Source organism: Variovorax sp. P4_B10 (assembly GCF_056402375.1).
The window spans coordinates 24,013-41,647 of the sequence record NZ_JBFUHN010000048.1; the positions used below are offsets into that span (position 1 = coordinate 24,013).

The following is a 17,635-nucleotide window of genomic DNA, read 5'->3' on the forward strand; positions in this document are numbered from 1 at the left end:
CCGGAATGTCGCGGCCGGCACGGGGATATTCAGGGCAACGTCAGCGCCCGAACTTCCACCACAGGAGCCCCGCCACGATGGCCGGCACCGCGAAGATCAGCAGGAAGATCGGCAGTTCCTCGGCCACCGAGTACCCCGCCTTGAGCACGCCCACCGCCATGTTGATGCCGGCGCCGATGAACCAGGCCGGGATGAACCACTTGGCGGCCGTGGCCAGCGCCAGCGAAGAGCCGTCGCCGACGAAGCGGCTGGCCAGCAGGAACACCACCAGCAGCAAGAAGCCGCCGCCCATCACCATGATCGTGTGCATTTGCGTTTTCCTCCAGGCGCGATCTTGCCGGATCAGCGGGTTGTGCGGCCACCGTCGGCAAGAATCGCCGGGTGCAGCCCCGCACCCTGCCTGGCCCGCGCCGTACGCTCCCGCACGAACTCCACGAAGCGCGCCAGCGCCGGGTGCGCCGCCTGCGCAGGCCACACCAGGCTGGTCTCGCAAGCCGGCAACGCCACGCGGCGGCGCCCCACGCCCTTGAACTCGTCGGCCTGCCGGTAGACCACGCCCGCGCGCCGGAACTGCATCACGCTGTGCGGCACCCAGGCCACGCCGATGCCGCCCGAGACGAGATTGACGATGGTCTGCATCTGGATCGCCTCCTGTGCGACCTGCGGCGTGCGGCCGGCGGCGTGATAGAGGCCGAAGACGGCGTCGTGCAGCGAAGGCACGATGCGGCGCGGAAAGATCACCAGCGGCTCGGCCAGCACCTCTGCCAACGGCACCGGCTGCGCGCGTGCGAGTCGGTGCTGCGCCGGCAGGGCCAGCACCAATGCTTCGTCTTCCACCGGAAGCCGCGCGAGCCCCGGCGGCGCGGCGCCCGGCGAATGGAGCATCAGCCCGGCGTCGATCTCGCCGCGCGCAAAGGCTTCGAGCTGGACGTCGCCCGTGGCCTCGACCAGTTCGAGCGCCACCTCGGGGCAGAGCACGCGGAACTCGCGCACCCAGGCCGGCAACTGCTCGAAACCGACGGTCGAGACGAAGGCGATGCGCACCCGCCCCACCTGTCCCGCCGCCGCGGCGCGCGCCCGTGCCGGAAGCGCCTGGGCGCGGGCCAGCAACTCGCGCACATCGGGCAGCAGCGCCTCGCCGGCGGGCGTGAGCGCCACGCGCCTTCGGGTGCGGTCGAACAGCACCACGCCCAGCGTCTTTTCGAGCTGGGCAATGGCCTGGGTCACCGGCGGCTGCGTCATGTGCAGCCGCAGGGCGGCGCGGCCGAAGTGCAGTTCTTCGGCCACGGCGACGAACTGGCGCCAGGCACGCAGGTCGATCAGGCTTTCTTTCATATGTGGAGCATATCAATCCGTATCAAAAATCGGATTGGAACCAATCAATCAGAAGTCCGATACTCGGTGCTTCCCGCGATTTCCATACCCCACGACAGAAGAGACACCATGGACACCAAGCCAATCCAGATCAATCGCCGCAGCGCCAACATCGTCGAAGGCAAGAGCCGTGCGCCCAACCGCTCGATGTTCTATGCCATGGGCTACGAGGAAAGCGACTTCAAGAAGCCGATGGTCGGCGTGGCCAACGGCCACAGCACCATCACGCCCTGCAACTCGGGCCTGCAGAAGCTGGCCGACGCGGCCATCGCCGGCATCGAGGAAGCCGGCGGCAACGCCCAGGTGTTCGGCACGCCCACCATCTCGGACGGCATGGCGATGGGCACCGAGGGCATGAAGTACTCGCTGGTGAGCCGCGAAGTCATTTCGGACTGCATCGAGACCTGCGTGGGCGGCCAGTGGATGGACGGTGTGCTGGTGGTCGGCGGATGCGACAAGAACATGCCCGGCGGCCTGATGGGCATGCTGCGCGCCAACGTGCCCGCGATCTATGTCTACGGCGGCACCATCCTGCCGGGCCGCTACAAGGGCCAGGACCTGAACATCGTGAGCGTGTTCGAAGCCGTGGGCCAGAACGCCGCCGGCAACCTGAGCGACGAAGACCTGCACGAAATCGAGAAGCGCGCCATTCCCGGCACGGGCTCGTGCGGCGGCATGTACACGGCCAATACCATGTCCAGCGCCTTCGAGGCGCTCGGCATCTCGCTGCCCTACTCCTCGACCATGGCGAACCCGCACGACGAGAAGGTCAACTCGGCCAAGGAATCGGCCAAGGTGCTGATCGAGGCGATCAAGAAGGACTTGAAGCCGCGCGACATCGTGACCAAGAAAGCCATCGAGAACGCGGTGGCCGTGATCATGGCCACGGGCGGTTCGACCAATGCGGTGCTGCACTTCCTGGCGATTGCGCACGCGGCCGATGTCGAGTGGTCCATCGACGACTTCGAACGCATGCGCAAGAAGGTGCCGGTGCTGTGCGACCTGAAGCCCTCGGGCAAGTACCTCGCGGTCGACCTGCACCAGGCCGGCGGCATTCCGCAGGTCATGAAGGTGTTGCTGAACGCGGGCCTGCTGCACGGCGACTGCATCACCATCTCGGGCCAGACGATTGCCGAAGTGCTGAAGGACGTGCCCGACGTGCCGCGTGCCGACCAGGACGTGATCCGCCCGATCGACAAGCCCATGTACAGCGAGGGCCACCTCGCAATCCTGAAGGGCAACCTGTCGCCCGAAGGCGCGGTCGCCAAGATCACCGGCCTGAAGAACCCGGTCATCACCGGTCCGGCGCGCGTGTTCGATGACGAGCAGTCGGCGCTGCAGGCCATCCTGGCCGGCAAGATCGTGGCCGGCGACGTGATGGTGCTGCGCTACCTCGGCCCCAAGGGCGGCCCGGGCATGCCCGAGATGCTGGCACCGACCGGTGCGCTGATCGGCGCAGGCCTCGGCGAAAGCGTGGGCCTGATCACCGACGGCCGCTTCTCGGGCGGCACCTGGGGCATGGTGGTCGGCCACGTCGCGCCTGAAGCGGCGGCCGGCGGCACCATCGCGTTCGTGAACGAGGGCGACTCGATCACCATCGACGCGCACAAGCTGGTGCTCGAACTCAACGTGCCCGAAGCCGAACTCGCCAAGCGCCGCGAAGGCTGGAAGGCCCCGGCCCCGCGCTACACGCGCGGCGTGCAGGCCAAGTTCGCGTTCAACGCCTCCAGCGCGAGCTCGGGGGCGGTGCTCGACAAGTTCTGAGGCCTGTCGGTCAGGCCATCATCCACGCGCCGTAGCCGAAGGCGATAAACCCGAGGCCGACGATCGCGAGGATGCTGCGGGCCTGGAACTCCAACGCCGGCGGCAGGCTCTGCACGATGAAATGCAGCAAGGCACCGGCGCCGATGCTCATGAAGCCCGCGCCGAACTGCTTCATCGGGCTCGGGTCGGGATAGAGGAACACGAGCGCAAAGCCGGCCAGGAAAACCACGTTGGCGACCACCGTGCCGCGCGTGCGCCAGCGCTGCTGCCCCGGCGTGGGCTCGCGCACCATCCGCCGGCCGTTGCGATGACGGCCTTCGTCGATCGCCATGCCGGCGAAGAACAAGCCGAACATCGTCGGGAACGCACCGAAGATGCCGAGCCCCCAGACCGGGCCCCACATGTTCTGGAAGTCGGCCACCAGGGCCTGCGCAGGATCGGCCACGCTGTAGCGCACCTCCACCGGGTCGCCCCACTCCTTGTCGGAGAGTCCGCCACCGAGCCCCTTGACGCGGCGCTTCTGGCCATCGGAGGCGGTGTATTCGACGATCGGTGCGCGCGATGTCGTAGTGCGGCCCCGGCCGTCCTTGCTGCGTTCTTCGACGAACTCGACCAGGCTGCCCTGCACGCTGGTCGTTCCGGCAATCGACTGGTAGCGGTGCCAGCCGATCGTGGCCGCGCCATACAGGCCCGCACAGCCGATCAGCAGTGCGCCAACGCCGATGCCCCAGAAAAAGGTCTTGAGCCACCCGACGAGCCCGCCGATGGCTGGCCCGACCAGGAGCGACAGCCCGAAAACGAGCAGCGCGTGGAGGGTGGCTTCTTCGTCCAAGGCGTGCTTGCGTTCGGCATGCAGCGATGGACTTTTGGGCTATGCGCTGATCAGCGGCGCGGTCGCTGCCCGTTGCTGGTCGGCAGGCCCATGTTGGCTTTTTGCCGGTCGATGCGCGCCTGCTTGCGCCGGTCTTCGCGCTCGACGACCTTGCGCTTGGTATAGCCCGACGAATCGGCCCAGGCCCACCATGCCACGGCCAGTGCGAACGGCGACAGCACGATCCACCAGCTCCAGCCGGCAACCATGCCGACTTCGAAATATTTCAGACCCAAGCCCAGCAGGCCCAACAGCAGAAACAACATCGCGAATACCTCCGGGTTTTGTTGGCAACGCATCCGGACGCCGGTGCACGGCGCTACCTACAATCGCGTTGCATCGAATGTAACCCAGCCCTTACGAAATACATCCCCCCATGAAAAGAGTTCTGTTCGCCGCCGCCCTGGGTCTTGGCCTGGCAGCACCCGCCTTTGCCGACCTGGCCCTGGCCACGTCGAAGAACTGCATGAGCTGTCACGCGGTCGACCGCAAGGTGCTTGGCCCGTCCTTCAAGGACATCGCCACAAAGTACAAGGACGACAAGGCCGCGGCCGACACGCTTGCGGCCAAGATCGTCAAGGGTGGTTCGGGCGTCTGGGGCCCGGTGCCGATGCCGGCGAACAACCAGGTCAGCGAAGCCGATGCGAAGAAGCTGGCCGCCTGGGTGCTGGCGACGCCGCGCTGAGCAACAAGCTCAACCCTGAGGGTTGATGTCGGCCGGAACCGGCCGGCGCTCGATGCGATCCTCGAGCTGGCCGAGGTGCGCGGCCACCGTGTTGTCGGTCTGGTCCGAACGCAGCCGGATCGCCGTTTCCAGCTGGGCCATGCGCGCCAGCACGGCCGTGTGACGGTCGGCGTTGTGCGCCATGTGCTTGTTCTCCTGGGCCTCCAGGAAATTGCGCAGCTCGGTGAAGCGCGAGGCCTCGGCCTTGTCGGCCAGGTCGCGCTGGACCTGCATTTCCTTGGTGTGGCGCTTGGTGTCGAGCAGCACCGAGCTGTGCAGGTACAGCACATAGACCAGGAAGAAGGCGGCAAGCACGACCGTGAGGCCCAGCATGATCAGCCCGAGCGGTGCCGAGACGGTCATGAAGCCCAGCCAGACCGGCGTGGGCGCCGACAGCGCCCCCCAGTTCAATGCGGCGAGTGCTGCGATCAGCAGCACGATGACGAACAGGAAAGCGGATCTCACGCCCATTTTGGCGCCTCCTTCGAAAAGATCGAACACAACGGCAGACGCCGCGCGCGTCGAGGCGCGCGGCAACGGGTTGGTTTTACCTCAGGCGGAGGGTCCGTCCGGCACTGCCGGACGGATAAACGGCCACGTCCTACAGGCGTTCTGACAACTGTTCCAGGATCGCCGGATTTTCGAGCGTCGAGGTGTCCTGCGTGATCGCCTCGCCCTTGGCGATGCTGCGCAGCAGGCGCCGCATGATCTTGCCGCTGCGCGTCTTGGGCAGGTTGTCGCCGAAGCGGATGTCCTTGGGCTTGGCGATGGGGCCGATTTCCTTGGCGACCCAGGCGCGCAGCTCGTTGGCAATCTGCCTGGCCTCCTCGCCGGTCGGGCGTGCGCGCTTGAGCACGACGAAGGCGCACACGGCCTCGCCGGTCACGTCGTCGGGGCGGCCCACCACCGCGGCTTCCGCCACGAGGTCGGTCTTGGACACCAGCGCCGATTCGATTTCCATCGTGCCCAGGCGGTGGCCCGACACGTTCAGCACGTCGTCGATGCGGCCCGTGATGCGGAAATAGCCGCGGTCGGCGCTGCGCACCGCACCGTCGCCGGCGAGGTAGATCGCGCCGCCCATTTCCTCGGGGAAGTAGCTCTTCTTGAAGCGCTCGGGGTCGTTCCAGATGGTGCGGATCATCGAGGGCCAGGGCCGCTTGATGACCAGCATGCCGCCGGCGCCGTTGGGCAGGTCCTTGCCGGTCTCGTCGACGATAGCGGCCATGATGCCCGGCAGCGGCAGGGTGCAGGAGCCCGGCACCAGCGGCGTGGCGCCCGGCAGCGGCGTGATCACGTGGCCGCCGGTTTCGGTCTGCCAGAAAGTATCGACAATCGGACAACGCTCCTGGCCGATATTGCGGTGGTACCACATCCACGCCTCGGGATTGATCGGCTCGCCGACCGAGCCGAGGATGCGCAGGCTCGACAGATCCCAGTTCTTCGGATGCACTTTCTCGTCGCCCTCGGCCGCCTTGATGAGCGAGCGGATGGCGGTCGGCGCCGTGTAGAACACCGACACCTTGTGCTTCTCGAGCATCTGCCAGAAGCGGCCGGCATGCGGGAAGGTCGGGATGCCCTCGAACACCACCTGCGTGGCGCCAGCCGCCAGCGGGCCATAGGCGACGTAGGTGTGGCCGGTGATCCAGCCGATGTCGGCGGTGCACCAGAACACGTCTTCGGGCCGGATGTCGAAGGTCCAGTCCATCGTGAGCTTGGCCCACAGCAGGTAGCCGCCGGTGGCGTGCTGCACGCCCTTGGGCTTGCCGGTGGAGCCCGAGGTGTAGAGGATGAAGAGCGGGTGCTCGGCATTGACCGGCACGGGAGCGCATTCGGTGCTCTGCCCTTTCAGCGCTTCGGCGAAAGTCTTGTCGCGGCCTTCGACGCGGCTCCACGCGGTGGGCRTGCGTTCGTACACGAACACTGTCTTGATCGATTCGCAGCCGCCCAGCCCGATGCCGTCGTCGACGATGGCCTTGAGCGGCAGTTCCTTGCCGCCGCGCAGCTGGTAGTTGGCGGTGATGACGGCCACCGCGCCCGCGTCGATGATCCGCTCCTGCAGCGCCTTGGCCGAGAAGCCGCCGAACACCACGCTGTGGGTGGCGCCGATGCGCGCGCAGGCCTGCATGGCGATCACGCCTTCGATCGTCATCGGCATGTAGATGATGACGCGGTCGCCCTTCTGGATGCCATCGGCCTTGAGCGCATTGGCGAACTGGCTCACGCGGGCGAGCAGTTCCTTGTAGGTGACGTGGGTGACGGTGCCGTCGTCGGCCTCGAACACGATGGCCGTCTTGTTCTCGACAGGGGTGCCGATGTGCTTGTCGAGGCAATTCGCACTGGCATTGAGTTCGCCGTCGCCGAACCACTCGTAAAAAGGCGCCTTCGACTCGTCGAGCGTCTTCGTGAAGGGCTTGGTCCACTGCAGGTTGCCCTTGGCCAGGCGGGTCCAGAAACCCTCGAAGTCCTGCTCGGCTTCCTTGCACAGGGCCTCGTAGGCGGCCATGCCGGAAATTCGGGCGCCTTCGGTGGCGCGGGCGTCGGGCGGGAACACACGGTTCTCGACCAGCACGGATTCAATGTTCTTGGATGCGCTGCTCATGCTTTATGTCTCCAGGGTGGATGCGGCGTAATGTCGACGGGGCCACTTACGGGTCACTGACGGTCCGATGTTAGTTCGCAGGGTTATCACGGGTCCGTCACGGGGACACCCCTAGAATCGCCGGTCTTTCACGACCACCCTCCCGATGTCCGCTACCGACCCTTTCGATAACCGCAACCCGCTCGTGCCAGTGAAGGGCTCCCCGCTTCGGCCGCTGCCCAAGCTGATCTTCGCGAGCCGCTGGCTGCAATTGCCCCTGTACCTCGGCCTGATCGTGGCACAGGCGGTGTACGTGGTGCACTTCCTGGTCGAGCTGCTGCACCTGGTCGAAGCCGCGTTCGGCAGCAAGGAAGCGCTGCAGTCGCTGATCACCAGCATCGGCTACAAGACCGCCGCGCCGGTAGGCACGCTCAACGAGACGGTGATCATGCTGGTGGTGCTGGCACTGATCGACGTGGTGATGATCTCCAACCTGCTGATCATGGTGATCGTGGGCGGCTACGAGACCTTCGTGAGCCGCATGGACCTCGAAGGCCACCGCGACCAGCCCGAATGGCTGAGCCATGTGAACGCCTCGGTGCTCAAGGTCAAGCTGGCCACTGCGATCATCGGCATCAGCTCGATCCACCTGCTGAAGACCTTCATCAACGCGGACAACTACACAGACCGCGTGCTGATTGCGCAGACGGCGATCCACATCACCTTCCTGCTGTCGGCCATCGCCATCGCCTACACCGACAAGCTGATGACCGCGAACGCGGCCCAGGCCGGCACGCCTCACTGACAGAACAGGCCCGCGCGCCCTACCCGGCGCGCGGCGCATCCCACGCAGGCACATCGGTGAAGCGCTCGGCCAGAAAGTCGAGCATCGTGCGCAACGTGGCCGGCATGTGCTTGCGCGAGGCGTACACCGCGTACATGCCGACGACCTGYGGCTCGCAGTCGGGAAAGAGCGGCACCAGTTCGCCGGCCTGCAGCAGCCCTGCGGTCAGGTAGGTCGGCAACATCGCAATGCCCGCACCCGCGCGGGCGAGGTACATCAGGCTCGCGGCGTCGTTGGTCGATACGTTGCCGCCCACGGCCACGGACACCGGCTCCCCATCGTCCTTGCGCGTGAAATTCCAGAGGCTGCGCCCGAAGTAGGAATGCGTGAGGCAGTTGCGCTGGGCCAGCTCCTCCACGCGCACCGGCTTGCCGTGCTCCTTCAGGTAGGCCGGCGAGGCGCAGACCACCGAGCGGCACACCGTGAGCCGGCGCGCGATCAGGTTGGGGTCGATCTCCACCGCCACGCGGATCGCGAGGTCGATGCGCTCGTCCACCAGGTTCACCGCCCGGTCCAGCAGCACGAGGTCGACCGCCACGCCCGGGTAGAGCCGCACGTAGTCGGCCACCGCTTCGGCCAGCTGCGCCTGCGCGAACGAAGTGCTGGCGGTGATGCGCAGCTGGCCGCGCGGCGCCTCGGCCGGATGCCGCACCGCGGCCTGCATGTCGCCCGTGAGTTCGAGCACCTGGCGGCAGCGCGGCAGCAGTTCCTCGCCGGCCGCAGTCAGGCTCAGGCGCCGTGTCGTCCGGTGCAGCAGCCGCGCGCCGGTCCACTGCTCCAGCTCGGCGACGTAGCGCGTGACCACCGGGCGGGACAGGTCCAGCTTGTCGGCCGCGGCCGAAAGGCTGCCCGAATCCACCACGTTCACGAACACCCGCATTGCGTTCAATCGATCCATTCGACCGATTTTAGAAATAAAGAAGCGCGGAAATCGAGGTATTTCTTTCGAAACCAGAAACCTAAGATGCGGTTCATCCCATTCATTTTCTGGAGTCACTCATGAGCCACATCGCCATCATCGGCGCCACCGGACGCGCCGGCGGCCGCCTTCTCGAAGAGGCCCTCCGCCGCGGCCATACCGTCACGGCCATCTCGCGCAAGGCCAGCGAAAAGCTGTCGGGCCGCGCGAATGTGAAGGCCGTCGACCTCGACGTGCTCGACGGCTCCGCGCTCGAAAAGGCACTGGCCGGCCATGACGCCGTGTTCAGCGCCGCGCACTTCTCCACCGTGCCGCCTGCGGCCATCATCGACCCGGTCAAGCGCGCGGGCGTGAAGCGCCTGCTGGTGGTCGGCGGCGCCGGCAGCCTGTTCGCGGCGCCGGGCCTGAAGGTGATCGAGACGCCGAACTTCCCCGACGCGTACCGCGCAGAAGCCACGGCCGGTGGCGTGTTCCTGGACGCGCTGCGCAACGAGAAGGAACTCGACTGGACCTTCCTCTCGCCCTCCGCGGAATTCGTCGAAGGCGAACGCACCGGCAAGTTCCGCCTGGGCAAGGACGACCTGCTCGTGAGCGCCGAAGGCCGCAGCTGGATCAGCTTCGAGGACTACGCGATCGCGTTCATCGACGAGCTGGAAAAGCCCGTGCACTCGCGCCAGCGCTACACGATCGGGTACTGATCGGCCGGCAACAAAAAAGGACCCTGGGGTCCTTTTTTCATGGGCGATCCGGATTACCGGCCGGTCATGTTTTCAGGAATCACCCACTGGTCGAACTGCTCGGCCGTGAGGTGCCCCGAAGCAATCGCCGCCTCGCGCAGGCTCGTGCCCTCCTTGTGCGCCTTCTTCGCGATGTAGGCCGACTTGTCGTAGCCGATGTGCGTGTTGAGCGCCGTCACCAGCATCAGCGAGCGCTGCACCAGCTCCGTGATGCGCTCGCGGTTCGGCTCGATGCCCACGGCGCAGTGGTCGTTGAAGCTCACCATGCCGTCGGCCAGGAGGCGCACGCTCTGCAGGAAGTTGTGCGCCACCATCGGGCGGAACACGTTCAGCTCGAAGTTGCCCGAGGCACCGCCGATGTTGATCGCCACGTCGTTGCCGAACACCTGCGCGGCCAGCATCGTGACGGCTTCGCTCTGGGTCGGGTTGACCTTGCCCGGCATGATCGACGAGCCGGGTTCGTTCTCGGGAATGCTGAGTTCGCCGATGCCGCTGCGCGGGCCGCTCGCGAGCCAGCGCACGTCGTTGGCGATCTTGTTCATGCTGGCCGCCAGAGTCTTCAGCGCGCCGTGCGCGTGCACCAGCGCATCGACGCTGGCCATGGCTTCGAACTTGTTGGGCGCGGTCACGAAAGGCAGGCCCGTGAGCTTCGCCAGTTCGGCTGCGACCTGCTCCGCATAGCCCTTCGGTGCATTGAGACCGGTGCCGACGGCCGTGCCGCCCAGCGCCAGTTCGCTCAGGTGCGGCAGCGCGGCGCGAACATGCGCCTCGCCGTGCGCCAGCTGCGCCACGTAGCCCGAGAACTCCTGGCCCAGCGTGAGGGGCGTGGCGTCCTGCAGGTGGGTGCGGCCGATCTTCACGATGTCGGCGAAGTCCTTCGACTTCTGCTCCAGCGTGCCGCGCAGCTTGGCGATGGCAGGCAGCAGCTTGTGGGTGATGGCCTCGACGGCCGCCACGTGCATGGCGGTCGGAAACACGTCGTTGCTCGACTGGCTGCGGTTCACGTCGTCGTTCGGGTGCACCAGGCGCCCTTCCCCGCGCTCGCCGCCCAGCAACTCGCTGGCGCGGTTGGCCAGCACCTCGTTGACGTTCATGTTGGTCTGCGTGCCCGAGCCGGTCTGCCAGACCACGAGCGGGAACTCGCCCGGGTGCTTGCCGGCGATGACTTCATCGGCCGCGGCCACGATGGCCTGGGTTTTTTTCTCGTCCTGCAGGCCCAGCGCATGGTTGACCACGGCCGACGCGCGCTTCACCTGGGCCAGCGCCTTGATGATCTCGCGCGGCTGCTGCTCGCCGGAGATGTCGAAGTTCTGCAGCGAGCGCTGCGTTTGCGCGCCCCACAGCTTGTCGGCCGGCACGTCGATCGGTCCGAAGGTATCGCGCTCGGCACGGGTCTTGGGGGAAGTCGTCATGAAAAAAGCTCCGCAGTCTTGGATGGTCGCGCCGCCTGGTCGGGCGCGGGCCCGAGTATCGGCCAACAAGAATAGCTCGCATCTGACGGGGCCAATGGGCTGCCGCCGACACCACGTTACGCCTGTTGGCTTGACTCGCGTCATGTCAAAAAGTTATAATCATTGGCTTCAGACGACCAACAAGTCATGTTGGTTGGCCCTGCACTACTCGCGGATCTCCGAATCCCGTCGCGGTGCAAGGTTCTCCCCGCCGGGCCCTGCCCGGCAAACCGGCCGGATCTTTCCGGCCCCACTGCCACGCCACCTTTCGGCGGGCACTGGTTTCGTCGCCACGTCGTCTTCAGTGCCTGTCGGCAGCCTCCAAGGCTCGCCGGGCCATTGCACGCGTTCTCTCGCGCTCTCTGCTCGGACGGCCCATCGGCTGATGGCGTGACCGTTGCCGCCCCGTACTTTTGGGGGGCGGTGCTGTGTCCAACCTTTCAACAAGGAGCCCCGGCATATGGCCAAAGGAATTCTCATCGACCATGTTTTCAAGGTGTTCGGCGATTCGCCCGACGAAGCCCTCGAACTCGTGCGGCAAGGTTTTTCGAAGAAGGAAATCCTCGCGCAGACGGGCCAGTCGATCGGCGTGTTCGATGCCACCTTCGAGATCCAGGCCGGCGAGATCTTCGTCATCATGGGCCTTTCGGGGTCGGGCAAGTCGACGCTGGTGCGCCTCTTGAACCGGCTGATCGAGCCGACCGCGGGCCGCATCGTGATCGATGGCGCGGACATCAACGAACATTCCGACGCCAAGCTGCGCGCACTGCGCCGCAAGGACATCAGCATGGTGTTCCAGTCCTTCGCGTTGATGCCGCACATGACGGTGCGCGAGAACACCGCCTTCGGCCTCGAACTGTCGGGCACCAGCAAGAAGGAGCGCCTCGCGCAGGCCGACCTGGCGCTCGCGCAGGTGGGTCTTGCGGGCTGGGGCGACAGCTATCCCGACGAGCTCTCGGGCGGCATGCAGCAGCGTGTGGGCCTGGCGCGCGCTCTGGCCTCGGACCCGTCGATCCTGCTGATGGACGAGGCCTTCTCAGCCCTCGACCCGATCATCCGCACCGAGATGCAGTCGGAACTGCTGCGGCTGCAGCAGGCGCAGCGCCGCACCATCGTCTTCATCTCGCACGACCTCGACGAGGCCATGCGCATCGGCGACCGCATCGCAATCATGAAAGACGGCCAGGTGATCCAGGTCGGCACGCCCGACGAGATCCTGCGCAGCCCCGCCGACGACTATGTGCGCAGCTTCGTGCGCGGGGTGGATGCGGCGGCCGTCTTCAAGGCCGCGGACATCGCGCGCAAATCGCTCACGGTGGTGTGCGAGCACCCCGAGCGCGGTGCGCGCGCGGCGCTCAAGGTCCTGGAAGACCAGGACCGCGACTTCGCCTACGTGACGAGCCCCACCAAGCGCTACCTGGGCACCGTGTCGGCCGACACGCTGCGCGCGGCGCTCGACGGGCACTCGGGCCCGCTCGGCCTGCGCCACGCGTACCTGAACGACCTCGGCGTGATCGAGGCCGACGCGCCCGTGGCCGGACTGATCGGCCAGGTGGGCCAGGCGCCCTGCGCGGTGCCGGTGGTGGCCGGGGACGGCCGCTTCTGCGGTGCGATCAGCAAGACGACGCTGCTGAAGTTCCTCGACCGCGACACGCCGCCGATCGACCCGGCGCATCAGCCCCAGCAACCCGCAGCCGTCGTGGCCGTTGCCTGACCGACTTCGAAGGAACCATTGATGAACGACACCGCACTGCCCTCCGAATTCACGCCCCTGAACGACGCGGCCGCCGCCGTGGCCCCACAGGCGCCCGCACCGGTCGACCCTTGGGCCGCACTGTCCGCCGCGCCCGACGCCTCCGCGACCAGCGCATGGCTCGATGCCCCTGTCGACGCCGCCCACCAGTTGGCCGGATCGGCCGACGCCACCACCAGCGGCTTCCAATTGCACCGCCTCTGGGACGGCTCTCTCCCCGTCGAATCCTGGATCAACCAGGGCCTCGGCTGGGTGGTCGAGCATTTCCGCCCCTTCTTCCAGACCGTGCGCCTGCCCATCGACAGCACGCTGAACTGGGTACAGGGCCTGCTGACGGGCCTGCCGACGCTGGCCATGATCGCCCTCATCGGCCTGTTCGCCTGGCAGTTCGCCGGCCGCGCGCTCGCCATCGGCACCACGGTGGCGCTGCTGCTCGTGGCCATGCTGGGCATCTGGCCCGAAGCGATGGTGACGCTGTCGCTGGTGCTGACCTCGCTCGTGTTCTGCATGGTGATCGGCCTGCCGCTGGGCGTGCTGCTGGCCAGCAGCGACCGGGCCCAGCGCCTGATGCGCCCCGTGCTCGACGCGATGCAGACCACGCCCGCCTTCGTCTACCTGGTACCGGTGGTGATGCTGTTCGGCATCGGCAACGTGCCGGGCGTGATCGTGACCATCATCTTCGCGCTGGCCCCGCTGGTGCGCCTGACCAACCTGGGCCTGCGCCAGGTGCGGCCCGACCTGATCGAGGCCGCGCGTGCCTACGGCGCCTCGCCCTGGCAGATGCTCGTGAAGGTGCAGCTGCCGCTGGCCATGCCGTCGATCATGGCGGGCATCAACCAGGCGCTGATGCTGTCGCTCTCGATGGTGGTGATCGCCTCGATGATCGCCGTGGGCGGCCTGGGCCAGATGGTGCTGCGCGGCATCGGCCGGCTCGACATGGGCCTTGCGACCGTGGGCGGCCTGGGCATCGTGCTGCTGGCGATCTCGCTCGACCGGCTGACGCAGGCCATGGGCAAGTCGCGCCGCAGCGCCGGGCGCCGCTGGTGGCACACCGGGCCGGCCGGTTTTGCGCTGCGCCTGCTGCAGCGTCTCGTGGGTACGCCGTCGCACGGAGCGAATGAGCCCGTTCCCGCACTGTCCACGCAAGCGCAATGACCTGCCACGGAGGAATTCAACGCATGAAGAAAACCAGTCTCATCGCCCGCGGCCTCGTGGCGCTTGGCCTCGTTGCCATCGGCATCGCAGCGCAAGCCGCGAACGACCTGCCCGGCAAGGGCGTCACCGTGCAGCCGCTCAAGAGCTCGCTCGCCGAAGAGGCGTTCCAGACGCTGCTCGTCTCCCGCGCGCTCGAAAAGCTCGGCTACACGGTCGAGCCCATGAAAGACCTCGAACCCGCCACCGAGCACCTGGCCATCGCCAACGGCGACGCCACCTTCATGGCCAACCACTGGAGCCTGCTGCACGCCGACTTCTACAGGAACAGCGGCGGCGACGCCAAGCTGTGGCGCAAGGGCGTGTACTCGGACGGCGCCGTGCAGGGCTACCTGATCGACCGCAAGACGGCCGAGCAATACAACATCACCAACATCGCGCAGCTGAAGGACCCGGCCATTGCGAAGCTGTTCGACGCTGACGGCGACGGCAAGGCCGACCTCACGGGCTGCAACCCCGGCTGGGGCTGCGAACTGGCCATCGAGAACCACCTGACGGCCTACCGGCTGCGCGACACCGTCACCCACAAGCAAGGCAGCTACGCCGCGCTGATGGCCGACACCATCGCCCGCTTCAAGCAGGACAAGCCGGTGCTGTACTACACCTGGACGCCCTACTGGGTCAGCGCCGTGCTGCGGCCGGGCGCGGACGTGGTCTGGCTGCAGGTGCCCTTCTCTTCCTCCCAGGGCGAGAACGCGGACACGCAGTTGCCGAACGGCAAGAACTACGGCTTCCAGGCCAACCAGGAGCAGATCGTCGCCAACAGGGCCTTCGTCGAGAAGAATCCGGCCGCAGCCAGGCTGTTCGAGGTGATGAAGCTGCCCATCGGCGACATCAACGCCCAGAACCTGCGCATGAGCCAGGGCGCCAACACCCAGCAGGATGTGGCGCGCCACACCGACGGCTGGATCCGGGTGCATCAGCAGCTGTTCGACGGCTGGATCGCCGAAGCTCGGGCTGCTGCGAGGTAGCACTGCGGGTCGCGGGCGGCGGCTGAGATAATCGGGGGGCGTTTCCCACTCCAAAAAAGCCCCCCACCATGACGACCACCATCCAGCAGGCCGACCTGATCGAATCGGTCAGCGCCGCACTGCAGTACATCAGCTACTACCACCCCGCCGACTACATCGCCCACCTGGCCCGCGCCTACGAGCGCGAGCAGAGCCCCGCCGCCAAGGACGCCATTGCGCAGATCCTGACCAACAGCAAGATGAGCGCCACGGGCCACCGCCCGATCTGCCAGGACACCGGCATCGTCAACGTGTTCCTCAAGGTGGGCATGGACGTGCGCTGGGGCGGCTTCACCGGCAGCCTGGACGACGCCATCAACGAAGGCGTGCGCCGCGGCTACAACCACCCCGACAACACGCTGCGCGCCTCGGTCGTGGCCGACCCGCAGTTCGACCGCAAGAACACCAAGGACAACACGCCCGCAGTGATCTTCACCGAGATCGTGCCGGGCAATACCGTTGAAGTGACCGTGGCGGCCAAGGGCGGCGGCAGCGAGAACAAGAGCAAGCTGGTCATGCTGAACCCCGGCGACAGCGTGGTCGACTGGGTGCTCAAGACCGTGCCCACCATGGGCGCCGGCTGGTGCCCGCCGGGCATGCTGGGCATCGGCATCGGCGGCACCGCCGAGAAGGCCGCGCTGATGGCCAAGGAAAGCCTGATGGACGACCTCGACATGCACGAGCTGCAGGCCAAGAAGGCCTCGGGCGCGGAGCTGAGCAAGGTCGAGGCGCTGCGCATCGAGCTGTACGAGAAGGTCAACGCGCTCGGCATCGGCGCGCAGGGCCTGGGCGGCCTGGCCACCGTGCTCGACATCAAGATCAAGATGTACCCCACGCACGCGGCGAGCAAGCCCGTGGCGATGATCCCCAACTGCGCGGCCACGCGGCATGCGCACTTCGTGATGGACGGCAGCGGCGCGGTGTACCTCGATCCGCCCTCGCTCGACCTGTGGCCCGACGTGAACTGGGCGCCGGACGAAAAGAAGAGCAAGCGCGTCGACCTGAACAAGCTCACACCCGCCGAAGTGGCGAGCTGGAAGCCGGGCGACACGATCCTGCTGAACGGCAAGATGCTCACCGGCCGCGACGCCGCGCACAAGCGCATCCAGGACATGCTGGCCAAGGGCGAGAAGCTGCCGGTGGACTTCACCAACCGCGTCATCTACTACGTCGGTCCGGTCGATCCGGTCGGCGACGAAGCCGTGGGCCCCGCCGGCCCGACCACCGCCACGCGCATGGACGGCTTCACCGAAATGATGCTGGCCCAGACCGGCCTGATCGCGATGATCGGCAAGGCCGAGCGCGGCCCGGTCGCCATCGAGGCCATCAAGAAGCACAAGAGCGCCTACCTCATGGCCGTGGGCGGCGCCGCCTACCTCGTGAGCAAGGCCATCAAGACCGCCAAGGTCGTGGGCTTCGCGGACCTGGGCATGGAAGCGATCTATGAATTCGACGTGGTCGACATGCCCGTGACGGTGGCGGTCGATGCCGGCGGCACCAGCGCGCACATCACCGGTCCGGCCGAGTGGCAGAAGCGCATCGCCAGCGGCGAGTTCAAGACCATCATGATGGAAGAAGCTTGAGCCCTGTAGGCGTCTTCGACAGTGGGGTCGGCGGGCTCAGCGTGCTGGCCGCGCTGCGCGCCGCGCTGCCGCATGAACGCTTCGTCTATTTCGCCGACACCGCCTTCGCGCCATATGGCGAACGGGGCGATGCCTATGTGATCGACCGCTCGCGCAAGGTGGTCGAGCAGTTGATCGGCGAGCATGGCATCAAGGCGCTGGTGGTGGCCTGCAACACGGCCACGACGGCAGCCATCCACCTGCTGCGTACCGAACACCCGACGCTGCCCATCGTGGGGCTGGAGCCGGCGCTCAAGCCGGCCGTGGCGGCGAGCCGCACCGGGCACATCTCGGTGATGGCCACGCGGGGAACGCTGGCCAGCGCCAAATATGCGGCCCTGCGCGACTCTTTCGCTGGGTCTGCCAATGTTCGCGCCGTGCCATGCGACGGACTCGTGAAAGCGATCGAGGGCTTCGATACCACGGCCATCGCGGAACTCTGCGCACGCTACATGGCCGAGGCCGGCCCTTTCGGCAACGCCCCCGGCGAAGTCGATACCGTGGTGCTCGGCTGCACGCACTACCCGCTCGTGAAGGACGAACTGCAGCACCATGCACCGCCCGCGCTGCGCTTCATCGACACCGGCGCACCGGTCGCGCAGCAGACCCGGCGCGTGCTGGCGTCGCTTGGCCGCCTCGCGGACGGTGGCGAGGGAGGACTGATCCTGCAAGGCAGCGGCAACCTTGCCGTGCTCGAAGCTGCGGCCGCGCACTGGCTGCAACGGCCGCAGCAGGCGACAACGCCGTCTGCTTCAACTGCCGTCTGATTTCACCAC

17 protein-coding genes are annotated in these 17,635 nt (G+C 66.9%); 9 read left to right on the top strand and 8 right to left on the bottom strand.

Annotation, left to right across the window (positions count from 1 at the left end; translation table 11 throughout):
• Window positions 1-40: 40 nt before the first annotated feature.
• Both AC1DXX_RS21390 and AC1DXX_RS21395 read right to left on the bottom strand, forming a co-directional pair.
• Window positions 41-310 carry a hypothetical protein gene (locus AC1DXX_RS21390; protein ID WP_478136220.1) on the bottom strand — a complete coding sequence of 90 codons (270 nt, stop codon included), beginning with the start codon at window positions 308-310 and terminating at the stop codon, window positions 41-43.
• A 32-nt stretch (window positions 311-342) separates the two neighbouring features.
• Window positions 343-1,335 carry a LysR family transcriptional regulator gene (locus tag AC1DXX_RS21395; protein ID WP_478136221.1) on the bottom strand — a complete coding sequence of 331 codons (993 nt, stop codon included), beginning with the start codon at window positions 1,333-1,335 and terminating at the stop codon, window positions 343-345.
• Between the two features lie 108 nt (window positions 1,336-1,443).
• On the opposite strand from AC1DXX_RS21395, the gene ilvD reads away from it, so the two are divergent.
• Entirely contained in the window at window positions 1,444-3,138 is a 1,695-nt protein-coding gene (gene ilvD, locus AC1DXX_RS21400; protein ID WP_478136222.1) for a dihydroxy-acid dehydratase, read from the top strand.
• Window positions 3,139-3,148: 10 nt separating this feature from the next.
• Here the strand turns inward: ilvD and AC1DXX_RS21405 are convergent, their stop codons facing one another.
• Together AC1DXX_RS21405 and AC1DXX_RS21410 are read right to left on the bottom strand one after the other, a co-directional pair.
• The gene (locus AC1DXX_RS21405; RefSeq protein ID WP_478136223.1) at window positions 3,149-3,970 is read right to left on the bottom strand and encodes a DUF3592 domain-containing protein; all 822 of its coding nucleotides are present in this window, start codon (window positions 3,968-3,970) and stop codon (window positions 3,149-3,151) included.
• Window positions 3,971-4,020: 50 nt separating this feature from the next.
• Window positions 4,021-4,275 (bottom strand): TIGR04438 family Trp-rich protein, encoded by a 255-nt coding sequence (locus AC1DXX_RS21410; protein WP_354353927.1) that lies wholly within the window; start codon window positions 4,273-4,275, stop codon window positions 4,021-4,023.
• Window positions 4,276-4,385: 110 nt separating this feature from the next.
• On the opposite strand from AC1DXX_RS21410, the gene AC1DXX_RS21415 reads away from it, so the two are divergent.
• Window positions 4,386-4,694 (top strand): c-type cytochrome, encoded by a 309-nt coding sequence (locus AC1DXX_RS21415; RefSeq protein WP_478136224.1) that lies wholly within the window; start codon window positions 4,386-4,388, stop codon window positions 4,692-4,694.
• Window positions 4,695-4,703: 9 nt separating this feature from the next.
• Here AC1DXX_RS21415 and AC1DXX_RS21420 read toward each other — a convergent pair whose 3' ends face one another.
• Window positions 4,704-5,204 carry a LapA family protein gene (locus AC1DXX_RS21420; protein WP_478136225.1) on the bottom strand — a complete coding sequence of 167 codons (501 nt, stop codon included), beginning with the start codon at window positions 5,202-5,204 and terminating at the stop codon, window positions 4,704-4,706.
• Between the two features lie 130 nt (window positions 5,205-5,334).
• A complete protein-coding gene (acs, locus tag AC1DXX_RS21425) occupies window positions 5,335-7,332 on the bottom strand; it encodes an acetate--CoA ligase (protein ID WP_478136226.1) in 1,998 nt (665 codons plus the stop codon).
• Window positions 7,333-7,477: 145 nt separating this feature from the next.
• Between acs and AC1DXX_RS21430 the strand changes: the two genes are divergently transcribed.
• Entirely contained in the window at window positions 7,478-8,116 is a 639-nt protein-coding gene (locus AC1DXX_RS21430; protein WP_478136227.1) for a YqhA family protein, read from the top strand.
• Window positions 8,117-8,135: 19 nt separating this feature from the next.
• On the opposite strand, the gene AC1DXX_RS21435 is transcribed toward AC1DXX_RS21430, so the two are convergent.
• A complete protein-coding gene (locus AC1DXX_RS21435; protein WP_478136228.1) occupies window positions 8,136-9,053 on the bottom strand; it encodes a LysR family transcriptional regulator in 918 nt (305 codons plus the stop codon).
• 101 nt (window positions 9,054-9,154) lie between these two features.
• Between AC1DXX_RS21435 and AC1DXX_RS21440 the strand changes: the two genes are divergently transcribed.
• Complete coding sequence (locus AC1DXX_RS21440; RefSeq protein WP_478136229.1) at window positions 9,155-9,772, top strand: NAD(P)-dependent oxidoreductase; 618 nt, start codon at window positions 9,155-9,157, stop codon at window positions 9,770-9,772.
• A 53-nt stretch (window positions 9,773-9,825) separates the two neighbouring features.
• Here the strand turns inward: AC1DXX_RS21440 and fumC are convergent, their stop codons facing one another.
• Window positions 9,826-11,223, bottom strand: a complete 1,398-nt coding sequence (gene fumC, locus AC1DXX_RS21445) for a class II fumarate hydratase (protein ID WP_478136230.1) — start codon at window positions 11,221-11,223, stop codon at window positions 9,826-9,828.
• A 499-nt stretch (window positions 11,224-11,722) separates the two neighbouring features.
• Between fumC and proV the strand changes: the two genes are divergently transcribed.
• From proV to murI, 5 genes are all read left to right on the top strand, one after another.
• A complete protein-coding gene (gene proV / locus AC1DXX_RS21450; protein WP_478136231.1) occupies window positions 11,723-12,976 on the top strand; it encodes a glycine betaine/L-proline ABC transporter ATP-binding protein ProV in 1,254 nt (417 codons plus the stop codon).
• Window positions 12,977-12,997: 21 nt separating this feature from the next.
• On the top strand, window positions 12,998-14,170 hold the full coding sequence (gene proW, locus AC1DXX_RS21455; protein WP_478136232.1) for a glycine betaine/L-proline ABC transporter permease ProW: 1,173 nt from the start codon (window positions 12,998-13,000) through the stop codon (window positions 14,168-14,170).
• Window positions 14,171-14,193: 23 nt separating this feature from the next.
• Window positions 14,194-15,198 (top strand): glycine betaine/L-proline ABC transporter substrate-binding protein ProX, encoded by a 1,005-nt coding sequence (gene proX / locus AC1DXX_RS21460; protein ID WP_478136233.1) that lies wholly within the window; start codon window positions 14,194-14,196, stop codon window positions 15,196-15,198.
• A 68-nt stretch (window positions 15,199-15,266) separates the two neighbouring features.
• The gene (locus AC1DXX_RS21465; protein WP_478136234.1) at window positions 15,267-16,820 is read left to right on the top strand and encodes a fumarate hydratase; all 1,554 of its coding nucleotides are present in this window, start codon (window positions 15,267-15,269) and stop codon (window positions 16,818-16,820) included.
• The gene (gene murI / locus AC1DXX_RS21470; protein WP_478136235.1) at window positions 16,817-17,626 is read left to right on the top strand and encodes a glutamate racemase; all 810 of its coding nucleotides are present in this window, start codon (window positions 16,817-16,819) and stop codon (window positions 17,624-17,626) included. Before AC1DXX_RS21465 ends, murI begins: the two co-directional genes overlap by 4 nt.
• Window positions 17,627-17,635: the final 9 nt, after the last annotated feature.